The organism is Sphingobium cupriresistens LL01, from assembly GCF_001046645.1.
Lineage (GTDB): Bacteria > Pseudomonadota > Alphaproteobacteria > Sphingomonadales > Sphingomonadaceae > Sphingobium > Sphingobium cupriresistens.
Genome location: NZ_KQ130435.1, coordinates 532013 through 548350, shown reverse-complemented (window position 1 = coordinate 548350; position 16338 = coordinate 532013). Strand labels below are relative to the sequence as shown.

Annotated in this window: 15 protein-coding genes; 7 read left to right on the top strand and 8 right to left on the bottom strand. The window is 67.2% G+C overall.

Annotated features, from left to right (window positions below):
• Positions 1-32 precede the first annotated feature (32 nt).
• The 4 genes from hemC to V473_RS15730 all read left to right on the top strand — a co-directional run bounded on the left by hemC (position 33) and on the right by V473_RS15730 (position 3404).
• Positions 33-959, top strand: a complete 927-nt coding sequence (hemC, locus tag V473_RS15745) for a hydroxymethylbilane synthase (protein WP_066606956.1) — start codon at positions 33-35, stop codon at positions 957-959.
• Entirely contained in the window at positions 956-1624 is a 669-nt protein-coding gene (locus V473_RS15740) for a uroporphyrinogen-III synthase (RefSeq protein ID WP_066606955.1), read from the top strand. Before hemC ends, V473_RS15740 begins: the two co-directional genes overlap by 4 nt.
• A gap of 8 nt (positions 1625-1632) precedes the next feature.
• Positions 1633-2529 carry an MICOS complex subunit MIC60 gene (locus V473_RS15735; RefSeq protein ID WP_244884445.1) on the top strand — a complete coding sequence of 299 codons (897 nt, stop codon included), beginning with the start codon at positions 1633-1635 and terminating at the stop codon, positions 2527-2529.
• Between the two features lie 110 nt (positions 2530-2639).
• Entirely contained in the window at positions 2640-3404 is a 765-nt protein-coding gene (locus V473_RS15730; protein ID WP_066607510.1) for an esterase/lipase family protein, read from the top strand.
• Between the two features lie 542 nt (positions 3405-3946).
• On the opposite strand, the gene queG is transcribed toward V473_RS15730, so the two are convergent.
• Positions 3947-5011 carry a tRNA epoxyqueuosine(34) reductase QueG gene (gene queG / locus V473_RS15725; RefSeq protein WP_066606954.1) on the bottom strand — a complete coding sequence of 355 codons (1065 nt, stop codon included), beginning with the start codon at positions 5009-5011 and terminating at the stop codon, positions 3947-3949.
• Between the two features lie 22 nt (positions 5012-5033).
• Between queG and V473_RS15720 the strand changes: the two genes are divergently transcribed.
• Genes V473_RS15720 through msrB form a run of 3 tightly spaced genes read left to right on the top strand, consistent with a single transcriptional unit; the run spans position 5034 to position 7718 of the window.
• The gene (locus V473_RS15720) at positions 5034-6035 is read left to right on the top strand and encodes an ABC transporter ATP-binding protein (RefSeq protein ID WP_066607508.1); all 1002 of its coding nucleotides are present in this window, start codon (positions 5034-5036) and stop codon (positions 6033-6035) included.
• Complete coding sequence (locus V473_RS15715) at positions 6032-7222, top strand: ABC transporter permease (protein ID WP_066606952.1); 1191 nt, start codon at positions 6032-6034, stop codon at positions 7220-7222. The genes V473_RS15720 and V473_RS15715 overlap by 4 nt, the downstream gene beginning before the upstream one ends.
• A gap of 19 nt (positions 7223-7241) precedes the next feature.
• On the top strand, positions 7242-7718 hold the full coding sequence (msrB, locus tag V473_RS15710) for a peptide-methionine (R)-S-oxide reductase MsrB (protein ID WP_066606950.1): 477 nt from the start codon (positions 7242-7244) through the stop codon (positions 7716-7718).
• On the opposite strand, the gene V473_RS15705 is transcribed toward msrB, so the two are convergent.
• From V473_RS15705 to rpe, 7 genes are all read right to left on the bottom strand, one after another.
• A complete protein-coding gene (locus tag V473_RS15705) occupies positions 7705-9462 on the bottom strand; it encodes a hypothetical protein (protein ID WP_066606947.1) in 1758 nt (585 codons plus the stop codon). The two genes, msrB and V473_RS15705, sit on opposite strands and share 14 nt — an antisense overlap.
• Positions 9440-9838 carry a GtrA family protein gene (locus V473_RS15700; protein ID WP_066606944.1) on the bottom strand — a complete coding sequence of 133 codons (399 nt, stop codon included), beginning with the start codon at positions 9836-9838 and terminating at the stop codon, positions 9440-9442. Before V473_RS15700 ends, V473_RS15705 begins: the two co-directional genes overlap by 23 nt.
• 5 nt (positions 9839-9843) lie before the next feature.
• Positions 9844-11379: an NAD(P)/FAD-dependent oxidoreductase gene (locus V473_RS15695; protein WP_066606934.1), complete on the bottom strand. Its 1536-nt coding sequence runs from the start codon at positions 11377-11379 to the stop codon at positions 9844-9846.
• A 181-nt stretch (positions 11380-11560) separates the two neighbouring features.
• The gene (locus V473_RS15690; RefSeq protein WP_066606931.1) at positions 11561-11893 is read right to left on the bottom strand and encodes a UrcA family protein; all 333 of its coding nucleotides are present in this window, start codon (positions 11891-11893) and stop codon (positions 11561-11563) included.
• Between the two features lie 232 nt (positions 11894-12125).
• The gene (gene purH, locus V473_RS15685; protein WP_066606929.1) at positions 12126-13715 is read right to left on the bottom strand and encodes a bifunctional phosphoribosylaminoimidazolecarboxamide formyltransferase/IMP cyclohydrolase; all 1590 of its coding nucleotides are present in this window, start codon (positions 13713-13715) and stop codon (positions 12126-12128) included.
• Positions 13716-13888: 173 nt separating this feature from the next.
• Positions 13889-15655 (bottom strand): heparinase II/III family protein, encoded by a 1767-nt coding sequence (locus tag V473_RS15680; RefSeq protein WP_066606926.1) that lies wholly within the window; start codon positions 15653-15655, stop codon positions 13889-13891.
• Positions 15652-16314 (bottom strand): ribulose-phosphate 3-epimerase, encoded by a 663-nt coding sequence (gene rpe / locus V473_RS15675; protein ID WP_066606923.1) that lies wholly within the window; start codon positions 16312-16314, stop codon positions 15652-15654. Before rpe ends, V473_RS15680 begins: the two co-directional genes overlap by 4 nt.
• Positions 16315-16338: the final 24 nt, after the last annotated feature.

Below are 16338 nucleotides of genomic sequence, written 5' to 3'. Positions count from 1 at the left end.
CTAATGCCCGTGGTCATTAGAGCAAGCTGCATATGTTTTTGCCCGATCGACCGTTGCGCCTCGGCACCAGAGGATCGCCCCTGGCGCTGGCCCAGGCCCATATGACCGCCCGCGCGCTGTGCGCCGTCCATGGCTGGCCCGACGAGGCGGTGACGATCGTCACCGTCCAGACCAGCGGCGACCGGATACAGGATCGGGCGCTGGCCGATATCGGCGGCAAGGCGCTATGGACCAAGGAACTGGACCGGGCTCTGGTCGAGGGCGAGATCGATTTTGCGGTGCACAGCATGAAGGATGTGGAGACGCTGCGGCCGGACGCATTCCATATCGCCGCGATGCTGCCGCGCGCGGACGTGCGCGACCGGCTGGTGGGCGCCGATGATTTCGCCGCGCTCCCCGCCAAACCGATCGTCGGCACCAGCTCGCCGCGCCGCGCCGCGCAGGTCAAGCGGCTGCGCCCGGACGCGACCATCACCCTGTTCCGCGGCAATGTCGCGACCCGGCTGGCCAAGCTGGCGGCGGGGGAGGTCCATGCCACGCTGCTGGCGGCGGCGGGGCTGGACCGGCTGAACCAGCAGGACGTTGGCGCGACCATCGCCATCGACGTCATGCTGCCCGCGCCATCGCAGGGCGCGGTGGGGATCGAGACGCTGGGCGACAATGCCGCGATGATGAGCGCGCTGCGGGCGATCAACGACCGCGACACCTGCGACGCGGTGATGGCCGAACGCGGGGTGCTCAAGGGATTGGGCGGCACGTGCCATTCGCCGATCGCCGCGCTGGCGCGGGTCGAGGGCGAAAGCCTGCGCCTGATCGCGGAGATCATCAGCCCCGACGGGCAGGAAACGATACGTGAAGAGGCACGGCTGGCGCGTGGCGACGGCGCGGCGGCGCAGGCGGTCGGCCATGCGCTGCTGGAGCGGGCCAGCCCGGCGCTGCGAGCGCTGTTCGAGGCGTGAACCGCGTTCTCATCCTGCGCCCCGAACCGGCGGCGGGCAGGACGGCGGCCAAGGCGGCGGCGCTGGGCCTGGACGTGCGGGTGCATCCGCTGTTCGCGCCCCGGCCGTTCGCGTGGACGCCGCCGCCAGCCAGCCAATTTGACGCCCTGCTGCTGACCAGCGCCCATGGCGTGCGCCTGGCCGGACCGGGGCTGACCGCCTATCGGGGACTGCCGACCTATGCCGTGGGGGAAGCGACCGCGCAGGCGCTGCGCGACGCAGACTTTGCCGATGTCGTGGCGGGCGCGGGCGACGGTAGCGCGATCGCGTCGCGGGCGGCGGCGGACGGTCATCGGCGGTTGCTCCATCTGGGCGGGACCACCGTCGCGCCGATGGCGGCGGCGATCGACGTGACGCGGGTCGCGGTTTACAGCATGATCGCCCTGCCGCCGGACCCGGCGCTGGTCGCCGATGCGGCGCCCGGATCGGTGCTGTTGGTCCATTCCCCCCGCGCGGGCGAAAGGCTGGCGGCGCGGATTCTGCCGGATGGGCGCGCAGCGTTGCATATCGTCGCGATCAGCCCGGCGGCGCTCGCGGCGTGCGGTGCGGGCTGGGCGAGCGGGCAGGCCGCTGCCCGGCCGGTCGATGACGAGATGCTGGCCCTCGCCGCGCGATTGTGCGAATGACGGACGTAATGACAGACGAAAGGGCCGGCATGAGCGACGAGGATGGGGTTGGCGACGCGACCGTGATACCGCCGCGCCGACGCACGATCCTGCCGCTCCTGATCCTGATCCTGCTTGCCTTTGCGCTGGGCGTCGCGCTTACCGTCTGGGCCTGGCCGCAAATCCAGCGCCGCTGGGGCGATCCGCAACCGCAGCCGACCGTCCCGACCCAACCGCAGGGACTGATCACCGGGACCGGCGCGCGCGCGACCGTCCGACCGCTGACCGCCGATGCGGCGCAGATGCTCGATACCCGCGTCATCCAGTTGGAGGAGCGGCTCAATCGCATCACCGTGGAGGCGCAGGCCGCGTCGGGCAATGCGGCGCGCGCCGAAGGGCTGCTGGTCGCCTTCGCCGCCCGGCGCGCGCTCGATAGCGGGACGCCGCTCGGCTATGTGGAGGGGCAGTTGCGGCTGCGCTTCGGCCAGGCGCAGCCGCGCGCCGTCGCCGCCGTCATCAATGCGGCGCGCGATCCGATCACGCTCGCTGACCTGCGCGGCGGACTGGGCGAAGTGGCGGACCGGGTGGTCACGCCGCCGGTCGCATCCGGCTGGTGGGATGCGCTGGAACATGAGGCGCGTGAACTCGTCACGATCCGCAAGGCATCGACCCCATCGCCCCGGCCGCAGGCGGCGATGGACCGGGCGCTGCGCTATATCGACGGCGGCCGGGTGAGCGCGGCGCTGGGCGAAGTGGAGCGGATGCCGGGCAAGGCGGCGGCGGACCGGTGGATGCAATATGCCCGCCGCTATCTGGAGGCGCGGCGCGCGCTGGACCTGATCGAGACGGCCGCGATCCTGGAACCGCGCCAGTTGCGCGGCGCACAAGGCGCGACCGTGACCCAAATGTCGCCGCTCGCGCCTTAAACCTCTGTCACAAACGACGAACCGTTTGTCGGTATCGATAAACGGCATGGACGCGGACCATCATGTCATGGGAATGTCATCTTTCGATTTCGAAAGAGGACCATCTGTTCGTGCCGCCTTACGCCGATGCCATCGCCAGTTTCTGGAAAGTCCATAGCTGGAAAGACCGTATCGTCGGAGGGCCGCGTGCGGCGGAGCGGCCGTCGCTTTCCCATCTGCTGGGCAATGCGTCGGTGCCGTTCGACCTGGCGCGCACCCGCGCGCAGAGCGCGATGCTGGCGCAGGGGATGCGGAGCGATGGACGGCATGTGCTGCTGATCCCCGGCCTGCTGGCGTCCGAACAGCGGATGGAGCCGCTGCGCGCGGTGCTGGGCGCGGCCGGCTATGTCGCCCATGGATGGGGCATGGGCCGCAATTTCGGGCCGAAGCCCGATAGCCTGGAGCAGATCGACCGGCGGGTCGACGCGATCCGGCGGGAGAGCGGCGCGCCGGTAACGCTGGTAGGATGGAGCCTGGGCGGGCTGTATGCGCGCGAATATGCCAAGTTCGCGGCGCACAAGGTTGGCGGCGTGGTGACGATGGGCACGCCCTTTTCCGGCGATCCCCGCGCCAATCATGCCTGGCGGCTGTACCAACTGGTGTCGGGCTTCCCGGTCGACCGGCCGCCCTTCCCCTGCACCCGCGAAGCCAAGCCGCCGGTGCCGACCGTGGCGCTGTGGTCGCCGCGTGACGGCGTGATCCTGCCCGCATGTGCCAGAGGCCGCGCGGGCGAGCGCGACCGGGCGATCGAGGTGGACTGCACCCATATGGGCTTCGCCGCCGCGCCGGAGGGGATTGCCGCGGTAGGGAAAGCGCTGGAAGCGATCGCCGCCTGAGCCTGTCCTGCCGGGCGATTCGGGCACGTTGAAGCGACCGACAGGGTCACAGCTCCAAAGTTCACACCATCGTTGGAAGCGCGTTTCTGCGCTTTTTCGCGGCAATAGTGCCCGAAACGAACCGGCCAAGTATCGCCGACGACACTGCGATGCGCCTGCCGGGTCACGCCCATGCAACGGGAACGCCCCATGTGGGTCACAGGCTGGCGGCGGCGCTGGAGCGACCGGCAGGGGAAGGGCGTGCGGGTCCATCGCCAAGGATAGATCAGAATAAATCCTACATTGGAAGGGGAATAGGAGAGGCGGCAGCGGTGCTGGCCAACCGGCGGGCGAGGCGATGTTTGCGCTTTATTTCACCGGATTTTCCGCGGCTCCGCACGATTCGGATTTTTCGCGCGAAGCCAAGGATGACGCGCAGGGGGAAGAGATGATGGCCTGTTTCTCATGACCATATGCGTGGAAACAAGACATCAGCCCCTCCCGTGAAAGGCAGGGGAGAGAATGTCCGCTCGTGGTCGCTGGCGGTCACGCCCCTCTCGTCATCAGCCGACTGATTCATCTCCGCCCGACAATCGCCCAATCGCCCAGGTCGCCGCTTCCGCCACCACCGGGTCGTCATCGCGCACCAGCGCCTCCAGCGGCGCCAGCAGGCGCGCGTCGCCGCTGTTGCCCGCCGCGATCGCGGCGTTGCGGACCAGGCGGTTGCGTCCGATGCGCTTGATGGGCGAGCCGGAGAAAATCTCGCGGAAACTCGCATCGTCCAGCGCCAGCAGGTCGGCGATTTCGGGCGCGGCCAGTTCCGCGCGGCCCACAAACGCCCGGTTCGCAGCGGCCGCGTCGGCGAATTTGTTCCACGGACACACCGCCAGGCAATCGTCGCAGCCATAGACGCGGTTGCCGATCCCGGCGCGCAAATCATCCGGGATCGGCCCCTTATGTTCGATCGTCAGATAGGAGATGCAGCGGCGCGCATCGACCATATAGGGCGAGGGGAAGGCGTCGGTCGGGCAGGCGTTCAGGCAGGCGGTGCAGCGGCCGCAATGATCGGTTTCGCCGTCGTCGGGCGTCAGCGCCAATTCGGTATAGATCGCCCCCAGGAACAGCCAGCTGCCATGGTCGCGGCTGACGAGGTTGCTGTGCTTGCCCTGCCAGCCCAGCCCCGCGCCCTGCGCCAGCGGCTTTTCCATCACGGGCGCTGTATCCACGAACACCTTGAGGCTGCTGGGCTGCTGCTCCACCAGCCAGCGGGCCAGGGCTTTGAGCGCCTTCTTGACGACGTCATGATAATCCTTGCCCTGGGCATAGACCGAAAAGCGCGCCCGGTCCGGCACATCGGCCAGCGCAAGCGGATCGCGCCCCGGCGCATAGCTCATCCCCAGCATGATGACGCTGCGCACCTGGGGCCACAGCCCCTTGGGCGATCCGCGCTGCTGCGCCCGTTCCTCCATCCACAGCATGTCGCCATGATGGCCCGCGTCCAGCCATTGGCGCAGTCGCGCCCCGGCAAGCGGCGCAGCGTCGGCGGGCGCGACGCGGCAGGCGGCAAAGCCAAGCCTGGCGGCCTCTTCCTTCAGCCGCTGTTCCAAGGTTTCGGTTTCCACAGACATGGGTCCAGACTATCAGGGCGGGATGATCGGCGACACTCCGGCTCCATCCCCCGTTTCACCGGCTGCTTCCGCGCCCGTCCCGGCGGCTTCCTATGCCGTCGAAGGCCATGGGCTTGTCAAGACATTCGGCAGCTTTCGGGCGGTCGACGGGATCGACATCGCCGTGCCTGCGGGCGCCATCTATGGGGTGCTTGGTCCCAACGGCGCAGGCAAGACCACGTTGTTGCGCACCCTGCTGGGCATTATCGACCCGGATGAGGGGCATCGCACGCTGCTGGGCGAGGGGCAGCCGCTGCGCATGGCGCGGCAGGTGGGTTATCTGCCCGAAGAGCGCGGCCTCTATCCGTCGATGAAAGCGTTTGAGGCGATCGCCTTCATGGGCGCGCTGCGCGGCCTGCCGCTCAAAGAAGGGCGGGTGCGGGCGCGGGCGTTGCTGGAGGGGCATGGCATGGGCGCGTCGGCCGACAAGCCGATCCGGCAATTGTCCAAGGGCATGGCCCAGACCGTGCAATTGTTCGGCACGATCATCCACGAACCCCGGCTGATCGTGCTGGACGAGCCCTTTTCCGGGCTGGACGCGATCAACCAAGAAAAGCTGGAGGCGCTGATCCGGGAGCAGGCGCGCCAGGGCGTCACCATCCTTTTTTCCACCCATGTCATCGCCCATGCCGACAGGTTGTGCGAGCGGATCGCCATCGTCGCGGGCGGCCGCATCCGGTTCGAAGGGACGCCGGGTCAGGCGCGCGACCAGTTGCGATCTCAGGTGCGGCTGCGCACGCGCGTCAGCGACGGCGGCTGGCGGCGCGCCCTGCCGGCCGATACGGTGGCGGAGGATGGCGCATGGCATTTCGCGCTGCCCGATGAAGGCATAGAGCCGCTGCTGCGTGCTTTGCTGGACGGGCAGGCGGGGATTGAGAGCCTGTCGATCGAGCGGCCCGGACTGCATGACGCCTTCGTCGCGATCGCCGGGGCGGCTGCGGCCAAACAAATGCAGGATGCGCCGGCGCCGGAGGAGGACGCATGATGGAATTGCTCCGCGCCGCGCTGGTTATCGCCCGGCGGGATTTCACCGCGGTCGTGCTGTCGCGCACCTTCATCCTCTTTCTGCTGGGGCCATTGCTGCCGATCCTGATCGGTTTCGCTTTCGGCGGCCTTGGCGACCGGATTTCCAGCACTGACCTGCGCCCGGTCGTGGGCGTCGCGATGTCCGCGCGCGACAGCGCGGCGCTGGAGCGGGCGCATGATCGGCTGACGAAGCGGATGGGCGACCAGGCGCTGCCCCGGCTGCGCCCCGTGGCGTCTACGCCCAGCCCACGGATACAATTGGCGCGCCCGGATTCGGAGGTGGTGGCGATCATGTCTGGCACGCTTCTCCGCCCGACCCTGACCGGCAAGGCGAACGATCTGGACACATTGCAGGGCGATATCAGCCTGCTGTCCACCGCGGCGCTGGCCGAACGGACCTTGCAATTCGTGACGGTGGAGCGACAGGAAGCGACCACCAGCCTGGGCGCGCAGGCGCAGGCGCAGCTTTTGATCGGACGGGTGGCGCAGGTGGTGATGTTCTTTCTCACCATCTTGCTGGCGGGCATGATCCTGTCCAACCTGGTCGAGGAAAAAACCAACAAGATCATCGAGATTCTAGCCGCCGCCGTGCCGATCGACGCGATTTTCCTGGGCAAGTTGATGGCGATGCTGGCGATGAGTTTCGTGGGCATCGCCTTTTGGGGCGGGACGGCCTTCGCGATCTTCGTCGCCCTGCATGATGGCGGCGGGGCGCTGCCGACGCCGGCGGTGGGATGGCCGCTGTTCCTGATGCTGGCGGTGCTCTATTTCGCCATGGCCTATACGCTGCTCGGCTCTCTGTTCCTGGGGATCGGCGCGCAGGCGGCGACGGTGCGCGAGGTGCAAACGCTCAACATGCCGGTCACCATGGGGCAAATGCTGATCTTCTTCTTCGCCAGCTATGCGGTCGATCATATGGGATCGCCGGCGGAACTTGCGGCCTGCATCTTCCCGTTCAGTTCGCCCTTCGCCATGATCGCCCGTGCGGCGCAGGACGGGGCGATCTGGCCGCATCTGGTGGCGCTGGTCTGGCAGGGCGCGTTCGTCGCGCTCATCATCCGCGTCGGCGTGCTGCTGTTCCGCCGCCATGTGATGCAGTCGGGCGGGCGCTGGTGGAAACGGCTGTTCAGGCCTGCGACAGGCTGAGATGGCTAGACCCGGCGCCATGAACAGACGGCATTTCCTGGGTGGCCTCACGAGCGGCGCGGTGGCTTTGGCTTTGTGGCAGTTCATGCCCGAAGAAGCGCAGGCGGCCTACCCCTTCGCATTGAGCGATGCGGAATGGAAGAAGCGGCTCAGCCCTTGGGCCTATAAGGTGCTGCGCCAGCAGGCGACCGAATATCCCGGCAGCAGTCCGCTCAACGATGAACATCGCGCGGGCGTGTTCGCCTGCGCTGGCTGCGATCAGAAATTGTTCAGTTCCAGGACCAAGTTCGACAGCGGCACCGGCTGGCCCAGCTTTTATGCGCCGCTGCCCAGGGCGGTCGGCACCAGCCGCGACGGCCTGCTGGGCTATGCCCGCACGGAAGTCCATTGCGCGCGGTGCGGCGGTCATCTGGGTCATGTGTTCGACGATGGGCCAAAGCCGACCGGCAAGCGCTATTGCATGAACGGCGTGGCGATGAAGTTCAGTCTCGCCTGATCCGCCAGATGCGGAGCGGGGCTTTGGTCGGGACCGGCTCCAGCCAGTCAGGCGGCGATCGCTTGGCCAGCAGGGCGGCGAGGCCTTGCATATTCTCCTGCCCGTAGAGCCGATATTCGGTCAGCCCGTCGCAGGCCACGACATAGGTGGCGCTGGTCTGCGCGATGACGGCGCGGGCCTTGTCCGGCGCGTCGACAAACCCCTCGATCACCGCGGTAATGCCTGCCGCATTGCGGTGATGCGCGGTGCCGATAACGCCATGGCGCGTCTGGACGAGAATGTCGGGGCCAAGGTCGAGCGGGGCGAACAGGGTCGCGGGCGGGAGCGCCTTCAATGGGGCCAGCACGCTTGCGGCCCGGCAATTGGCGCTCGCCGCCTTGGCCGGTTCGGGCTGGGCCGTCGCCGCCACCCAGGCGGCGCACAGGCCAGCCGGGGTCAGCAGCACCAGCGCGACCGATCCGGTCACGCGCACCAGCGCGGCGCGCGACGCCTGCGCCCTGGCGAACAGCCGCGCGACCAGCCAGGCAATGCCCGGCAGCGCGAAGACATGAGCGACCGACAGCGCCCGCATCACCAACAGCGCCACCATGGTCGCCCCGGCGAGCAGCAGCGCCAGCATCAGCCAGCGCATCCGCGCTTCGCCCGAAGCGCCACGCGCTGCCATCAGGCTGGCATAGAGGCCGAGCAGCGCGGGTAGCAGGATCACCCCTTGCAGCGACAGGCTCTGTTCCCAGATCGGTCGCCCTTCCATCACATGCAGATACCAGAGCTTGTAGGCGATCGGACCAAGCGCCGCGAAGGGGTCGCCGGACAGGCACGGCCCGCCGGTGACGAGAAAGGTCGCCAGCGCAGTTCCACCGCCGATCGCGGCGACGGCCAGGCGATGGCCCGCGGTCGCCGTTCCGATCAGGCGCGCCGCGATCGCCGTCGTCAACGCCAGCGCGACCAGCGGCCAGAGATAAACGAAAGACAGGGCGTCGCACCGGCTGTCGAACAACGCCTGCGGTCCGCGCAGCCAAGCGAGGAACAAGAGCGCGGCCCCGCCCAGCACGACCGCAAAGCTGAGGAAGCGCGCCGCCTGCTCCCGCGCCATCCAGTGGCGCAGGGCGAAGGCGGCGGCGAAGAGCGCGACATAGGGCAGCGCCTCGCTCGAAATCTGGAGCCAGAGCGCCAGCGCCAGCCCCGCGACGATCCCGCCGCGCGCTGACCGCGTGTCGAGCGCGCCGCACAGAGCCAGCGTCGCCATGGCGATCTGCCAGCCATGATGATCGATCCGCAGCGGGGTGAACTGCACCAGGATGCTGGGACTGGTCAGCAGCAGCGCGACGGCGAGCAGGGCGATGCCGCTGCCCGCCACGCGCCGCGCCGCTACGAACAGCGCAGCGGTCAGCCCGCCGAGCAGCAGCAGCGGCACGAGCGCGCAGGCGATCAGTTCCGCGCCCGCCGCGCCTATCATCGGCGTCAGCGGCAGGATCACGCCCGCGATCGGCATATCGACGATCCGCGACCAATGCATCGGCCCGCCAAGCGGCGGGTTCACCCGATGCTGGCTGACGTCCCAGAAACCCTGCCCGCCGATCCAGTCGCGCACCTGCGCCAGGCGCATCGCATCGTCGGGATCGCGAAAGGCGAGCATGGAGAAATCGCCCCGGAACAGCCAGAGCATCGCCATGCTGCACAGCAGCCAGGCGAGCAGCGCCCAGAGCGCGGTGCGCGGGGTGTCAGGCGCGCGCGAATATGCCATATTTGCGGATCGCATAGACGGTCAGGAAACTGGCCGGGACCGACAGCAGCTTCGCCAGCGCTGGCGGCAGGCCTAGGGCGCTGAGCGCGCCGACCAGCGCCATGGTGATGCCCATGCCTACAGCCGCGCTGACCACGAATCCGATGCGCTGGCCGTGCGTCGGACCCCGCGCCAAGTCGAAGACGAAACGGATGCTGATGACCCAATGGACCACCAGTCCGACCAGATAACCGCCCAGCGCGGCGATCATCGGCGCCGCGCTGCCATGGTCCAATATCAGGAAGGCGGCGAAGTCGCTTGCCAGCGCGGCGACGCTCGCCAGCAGATAGCGGGCGAACATCAACCGCGCGACCAGCGCGCCGATCCGCTCCGCCATGGCGGTTAGGCGGCCTTCAATCGTGAGGGTACGGCGCGGACGCTGGCCAGCGCGGCCTGCGTATCGGCATCAGCACCGTCGATCTGGCCCTCCTCGCCGGCCTCATGATATTCGGCGTCCTCGTTCACGCTCCACACGTCATGGACGCGGGCGCCCGCCACGATGTTGCGGACGGTCAGCATCGCCGTCATCATCGCATGATCCTGGTTGTTATAGCGGTGCATGCCGTTGCGCCCGACCATGTGCAGCGTGGGATAGCGCGATTCCAGTTCGCTGCGCATCGCCAGCACATTGGCGGCATAGTCGTCGTCATAGACCGGATAGGCCTTTTCCTGCCGCACCACCGCGCCGCCCACGACATCGTCGGGGTTGCAGAGGCCCAGTTGCGCCATTTCGCGGGTGGCGAGCGCGATCAGGTCGGCGTTGGACGCGGACCACAGGCCATCGCCCTCGAAACAGAAATATTCCAGACCCACGCAGGCGAGCGAAGGATCGGGCACCATTTCGGGCGACCAACTGCGGAAATTCTGGATGCGGCCGACCTGCACCTTGCTGTCATGAATATAGATCCAGTTGTCGGGGAAGATATCCTCCCCCTTCACCATCAGCGCCACGGTCAGGAAGTCGCGATATTTCAGGTCCATCGCCTGGGGCAGCGTGTCCGGCAACGGGTGGATACGCCCGGCCAGTTCGCGCATCGGCGCGGACGAGATCACATGGGCGGCATAGATGACGACATCGCCCTCCGGCCCCTGCGCCACAAGGCGCCATGCGCCGTTCGCCTGGTCTTGCTCCAGCCGCTTGAAGCTATGCGCCATCAGCACTTGGTTGCCGCCTTCCACCACCCGGTCGCGCGCGGCTTCCCACATCATGCCGGGGCCAAGGCGCGGATAGCGGAACGTCTCCAGCAATGTCTTGGTCGCCATGCCGTCATTGGGCCGCTTGTTGAGGCCGAGCGAGCGTTTCAGCCCGTCGACCACCGCACCCCAGAGCGACAGGCCCTTGATCCGCTGCGCCGCCCAGTCGGCCGACATTTCGTCGCAGGGCATCCCCCACACTTTTTCGGTATAGGTCTTGAAGAAGATGGAGAACAGCTTGTGGCCGAAGGCGTTGACGGTCCAGTCCTGAAACGAACGCACGTTGCGGTTCGGGAACAGCCGGGCCTTGGCGAAGCTCGCCATGCAGAGGGTCGAGCGCCAGATGCCCAGATTCCACAATGCTTCGAACGCGCGCAGCGGATAGCTGTAGAATTTGCCTTCATAATAGATGCGGCTCATGCGCGGCCGCTGGATGAAGTCGTCAGGCAGGATTTCATTCCACAGGTCCACGACCTGCTGCGACTTGGAAAAGAAGCGGTGCCCGCCAATGTCGAACCGGAAGCCGTCCAGTTCCACCGTGCGGCTGATGCCGCCGACATAGACCGGGTCTTTCTCGACCACCGTCACGCGCAGGCCCTGCTTCGTCAGCAGATAGGCAGCGGTCAGGCCCGCAGGGCCGGCGCCTATGATGGCAACATCTACGCTTTGATCGGTACGCGGCATGGCAGGCAATTCCCCCGGAAGATCGTTCGTCCCTGCCGGAGTGAAGGAAATCTTCTAAGGAGTGGTTAATGCGCGGTAAGGATGACAAGGCGGGTCAGATGGCGCGCATGACAAAGGGCCGCTCCATGGGCATGGAACGGCCCCCTGCAGTTCCCCTTCGTGCGGGGAAAGCGGAATCTTCTCAGCTCTGGCGCTGGGCCAGCGTGCTCAGGTCGCTGCGTGCGCCGTCGATCGCGCTGCCGAAGCAGGCGCGATAATCCTCCGTCACGGGCAGGATGGAGCCGTTGACATAGCCGCACACCTGCTTGGCGGCGCGCGTCACGCGCGAATCGGCGCGGCGCATACCATTGGCGCTGGCCAGGTTGAGATCGGCGACGGACACGGCGAGCGTACGTGTTTCAGTGCCGGCGCGGCCGTCCACGATCACATCCATGTCATTGCTGCCGGCGCTCGCCACGCCGGGCAGCGCAAGGGCCATAACGGCGGCCATGGCCACCCAGGTTTTCTTGGTCATCCTGTATCTCCTGTCGAACATTGTTCGGATTGTCTGCCCCGCGTCTGACGTGGAAACAGGGTCCCGCTCTAAATAAGCGCACAGGGGGTTGTTGAAAAGAGGCCAGTTGATAAAAAGTGGCGGTTTTCCGCGATTTTGCGGGTGCGAAGAGATTTTGTTCGCACCCGCATCAGGCTTTTCGTCGCTGCATTTCCCAAATCGTTGATCATAAGGGATCGACGCTGACCTGCTTTTAGTGCCGGAAGTGGCGCATCCCTGTGAAGACCATCGCCAGGCCCGCTTCGTCCGCCGCGGCGATGACCTCATCGTCGCGGATCGATCCGCCCGGCTGGATGACCGCCGTCGCGCCGGCCTCCACCGCCGCCAGCAAGCCGTCGGCGAAGGGGAAGAAGGCGTCGGAGGCGACCGCCGAACCGATCGTGCGCGGTGCGGCCCAGCCGGCCTTTTCGGCGGCGTCCTTCGCCTTCCACGCGGCGATGCGGGCGGATTCGAGGCGGTTCATCTGGCCCGCGCCCACGCCCGCGGTGCTGCCGTCCTTGGCATAGACGATGGCGTTCGATTTCACATGCTTGGCGACGGTCCAGGCGAACAGGCAGTCCTTAAGTTCCTGATCGGTCGGGGCGCGCCTGGTCACGACCTTCAGCGCGTCGCGGTCAACCTGGCCATTGTCGCGACTTTGCACCAGCAGGCCGCCGGCGATGCTCTTGATCTGGAGGCCGGTCCGCGCGGGATCGGGCAGGTCGCCGGTCAGCAGCAGGCGCAGATTCTTCTTCTTCGCGAAGATCGCCTTGGCTTCGTCATTGGCTCCCGGCGCGGCGACGACTTCGGTGAAGATGCCGCTGATCGCCTCGGCGGTCGGGCCGTCAAGCGGGCGGTTGACGGCGATGATGCCGCCGAACGCCGACACGCTGTCGCAGGCGAGCGCGGCTTCATAGGCTTCGATCAGGGTGTCGCCGGTCGCCACGCCGCAGGGGTTGGCGTGCTTGACGATCACCACGGTCGGCGGGCCATCGCGAAACTCGCTGACCAGCTCCAGCGCGGCGTCGGCATCGTTATAATTATTGTAGCTGAGTTCCTTGCCCTGGATCTGTTGCGCCTGGGCGATGCCCTTGGCGGACGGCCCGGTGGGCAGATAGAGCGCGGCGGACTGGTGCGGGTTTTCGCCGTAGCGCAGCGTGGTGGACAGCGTGCTGGCGACGGCCAGCGTATCGGGGAACATCATGCCCTGATCGGCGAAGGCGAACCAGCTGGCGATCATCGAATCATAGGCGGCGGTGGCGGCGTAGGCCTTGGCCGCGAGCATCCGGCGGAAATCGTAGCTGGTCGCGCCACCCTTCTCCGCCATTTCGGCGATCAGCCGGGCATAGTCGGCGGGATCGGTGACGATCGCCACGCTCTCGTGATTCTTGGCCGCGGAACGGACCATCGACGGGCCGCCGATATCGATATTTTCGATGATCTCCTCGCGTTCCGCCCCCTTGGCGACCGTGGCGGCGAAGGGGTAGAGGTTGACGACCACCAGATCGATCGCGCCGATTTCATGTTCGTCCATCGACGCGACATGTTCGGGGTTGTTGCGGACGGCGAGCAGGCCGCCATGGACCTTGGGGTGCAGCGTCTTGACGCGGCCGTCCATCATTTCGGGGAAGCCGGTAAGGTCGGAAATATCCATCACCTCAAGGCCTGCTTCGCGCAGCGCCTTGGCGGTGCCGCCGGTCGACACCAGTTCGACGCCATGTTTGCCCAGCGCCCGGCCCAGTTCGATCAGGCCGGCCTTGTCGGACACGGACAAGAGGGCGCGTTTGATGGGGTAGTCGGTCATGAGGAAGGCGCTTTCTACAGGCAAAGGGCAGGACGGCTTTGGGCCGGTCCATAAGGCCCGACGTCGGAAAAATACAGCCCGCAAGCGACAGCGCGGCGAAAGGCTGTTGCGTAGAGATTGGGGTGAGGGCCAAAGCGTCCGTGCGCCTATAGCCCAGGATCAGCCGCGGGTCGTCATCCGACCCGCTTGAACAGCCAGCCGATGCTCGATCCGCCCGGCAGCGCTTCGCTGGTCACGACCAGCTGCTTGGTCGGATGGGGGCGGCCGTCGCCGTCGACCCACAGGCTGTCCTCGACGCTCAACACGCCTGCGCCGGTGCGATATTGCCACAGCGCGCCCTGGTCGATGCGCAGCAGCGCCCCCATATTGTCTGCGGTCAGCGTCGGCTCGACCCCCAGCGCGAGGTGGAAGCGCAACTGCACCGGCTGTTTGCCGCGCTTGCGGCGGCGTTCGGCGGGGGTCAGCATATCCTCGCCCCGGATTTCCTTGCCGTCGCCGCTCATCATCAGCAGGCGGCGGTGGACATAGCCCAGCCGCCGGACATAGCCGTCATGCGACAGGTCCAGCCGGCTGCCATTGTCCAGCTCCTGCCGGTTCAGCTCGACCTCTGTCACGCCCTTGCCCAGCGTCCCGTCGGGCAGCAGCGCGGTCGAATTATTGTCATTGAGGATCAGCGTGCTGTGCGCGGCGGTGGTGCGCAGCCCCTGCGCCAGGTCGCGGGGAATCCACGCCCCCTCCAGCGCCGCGCCGCCGCAATTGACCACCAGCCGCAGCGGCCCGTCACTGATCTCGATCGCGCCGGTTGAGGCGCAGCCCGCCTCGGCGAGGCGCGCGACCGGGGGCGGGGCAGCATCGATCTGCAGCACGGTCGATCCCGCTGCGATCCGTTGATAGCCCCAGTCGCGCGCCTGGCGCAGCGGTCGGGCGCGCACCTGGCTCGCCGCGACTATGGCGGACACCAGGTCGGGGTCGATCGCGCCGGAACCCTGCCAGTTGCCCAGGCCACCATCGCCATGGGCGAGGCCCAGCAGCGCCGGGACCGCGCGGTTCAATCCTTCGGTCAGGCAGGCGGGCGGGGCTTCGCGGCGCACGTCATAGACGGCGCGCAGCATGGACAGCAGCATCACCGCTTCCAGTTGCGCCAGCGGGGAGCGCGACACGATGCCGCCGTCAGGGTGGAAGCCGCTGTCGATCGCGCGCTTCAGGCCTGCTTCGCCGAACAGCTTGCGCGCCGCCCCGCCGGGGATCAGCAGCGCGGCGGCGACGATGCCGCACCAGGCGACCAGCCGGGGCAGGCCCATCGGCGCCTTGTCCGCGCTGCGGTCGAGGTGGCGCGCGGTGCGGGCGATGCAGTTCAGCACCAGCGAGCGGTAGACGAGGTCGCTGGACGAGAGGATCAGCGGCGCATGGGCAGTCCAGAAGAGCAGCCGCCAGCCGGCATTGTCCGCGCGCCAGGCCGGTTCGCTGGGCGTTTCATGATGGGCCGCCAGCCATTTGCGCATGATGCTTTCGGCGATCGGCGCACCCTGTTCGCGGGTCGCGCTGCTGGCCAGGTCGCGCAGCCAGCGGAAGCCGTGGAGATAGTCGGCAAAGGCCGGGCCGACCGACAATTTGGCGAAATCGAGCGCATCGACCGGCAGCTTGTGGCCGCGGAACAGGAAATAGCCCGCCCGCATCGCCGCGCCCGCCCGGCCGTCGCCGGGGATGGCGTCGTCGGGCACCGCCAGCAGCTTCAGCGGATATTTGCCGCGCAGCTTGCGGCCGTGGATCGGCGTCTTCCAGCTGAGCAGATAGAATTGATTGGCGATCTTCTGGGCCAATGACAGCCCCTTGTCATCCGCGACGCGGATGAGACGCTTGCCTTGCTCTATGCCATCGTCGCCGGCTTCCGGTGCAGCGTCGGGGGTGGAGCGGCTGGCGATGCGCCGATAGTCGTTCACCCGCCCCGCAGCTTCCTGATATTGTCGGCATAGGCGGAGGGGCCGCCACGGAAGGTGGCGGTGCCGGCCACCAGAACGTCCGCGCCCGCGTCGATCGCCTTGGGCGCGGTGGTGAAATCGATGCCGCCGTCGACCTGGAGGTGAATGTCCCGGCCCGTTTTGTCGATCATCTTGCGGATCGCTTCGATCTTGCGCAGCTGGTTTTCGATGAAGCTCTGCCCGCCGAAACCGGGGTTGACGCTCATCACCAGGATCAGATCGACATCATCGATCAGATAGTCGAGCATCTTGGCAGGCGTGCCGGGGTTCAGCACCACGCCCGCCTTCACGCCCAGCGACTTGATATGCTGGACGGTACGGTGGATGTGGGGCCCGGCTTCGGGATGGACGGTGATGATGTCGGACCCGGCGGCGGCAAACGCCTCCAGATACTGATCGACCGGAGAAATCATCAGATGGACGTCGAAGGTTTTCTGCGTGTGCGGGCGCAGCGCCTTCACCACATTCGGGCCGATGGTGATGTTCGGCACGAAATGGCCGTCCATGACGTCGATATGCACCCAGTCGCAGCCCGCTTCGTCAATGGCGCGCACCTCCTCGCCCAGGCGGGCGAAGTCGGCGGAGAGGATGGAGGGCGAGATGAGAATGGAACGGGTCATTAACCGTTCGCCTTAATCGCCGCC

Coding starts and splice junctions, on each gene's coding strand:
- hemC (WP_066606956.1), top strand. CDS start 33: ATGTTTTTGCCCGATCGACCGTTGCGCCTCGGCACCAGAGGATCGCCC.
- V473_RS15735 (WP_244884445.1), top strand. CDS start 1,633: ATGACAGACGAAAGGGCCGGCATGAGCGACGAGGATGGGGTTGGCGAC.
- queG (WP_066606954.1), bottom strand. CDS start 5,011: ATGTCTGTGGAAACCGAAACCTTGGAACAGCGGCTGAAGGAAGAGGCC.
- V473_RS15720 (WP_066607508.1), top strand. CDS start 5,034: ATGATCGGCGACACTCCGGCTCCATCCCCCGTTTCACCGGCTGCTTCC.
- V473_RS15715 (WP_066606952.1), top strand. CDS start 6,032: ATGATGGAATTGCTCCGCGCCGCGCTGGTTATCGCCCGGCGGGATTTC.
- msrB (WP_066606950.1), top strand. CDS start 7,242: ATGAACAGACGGCATTTCCTGGGTGGCCTCACGAGCGGCGCGGTGGCT.
- V473_RS15705 (WP_066606947.1), bottom strand. CDS start 9,462: ATGGCATATTCGCGCGCGCCTGACACCCCGCGCACCGCGCTCTGGGCG.
- V473_RS15700 (WP_066606944.1), bottom strand. CDS start 9,838: ATGGCGGAGCGGATCGGCGCGCTGGTCGCGCGGTTGATGTTCGCCCGC.
- V473_RS15695 (WP_066606934.1), bottom strand. CDS start 11,379: ATGCCGCGTACCGATCAAAGCGTAGATGTTGCCATCATAGGCGCCGGC.
- V473_RS15690 (WP_066606931.1), bottom strand. CDS start 11,893: ATGACCAAGAAAACCTGGGTGGCCATGGCCGCCGTTATGGCCCTTGCG.
- purH (WP_066606929.1), bottom strand. CDS start 13,715: ATGACCGACTACCCCATCAAACGCGCCCTCTTGTCCGTGTCCGACAAG.
- rpe (WP_066606923.1), bottom strand. CDS start 16,314: ATGACCCGTTCCATTCTCATCTCGCCCTCCATCCTCTCCGCCGACTTC.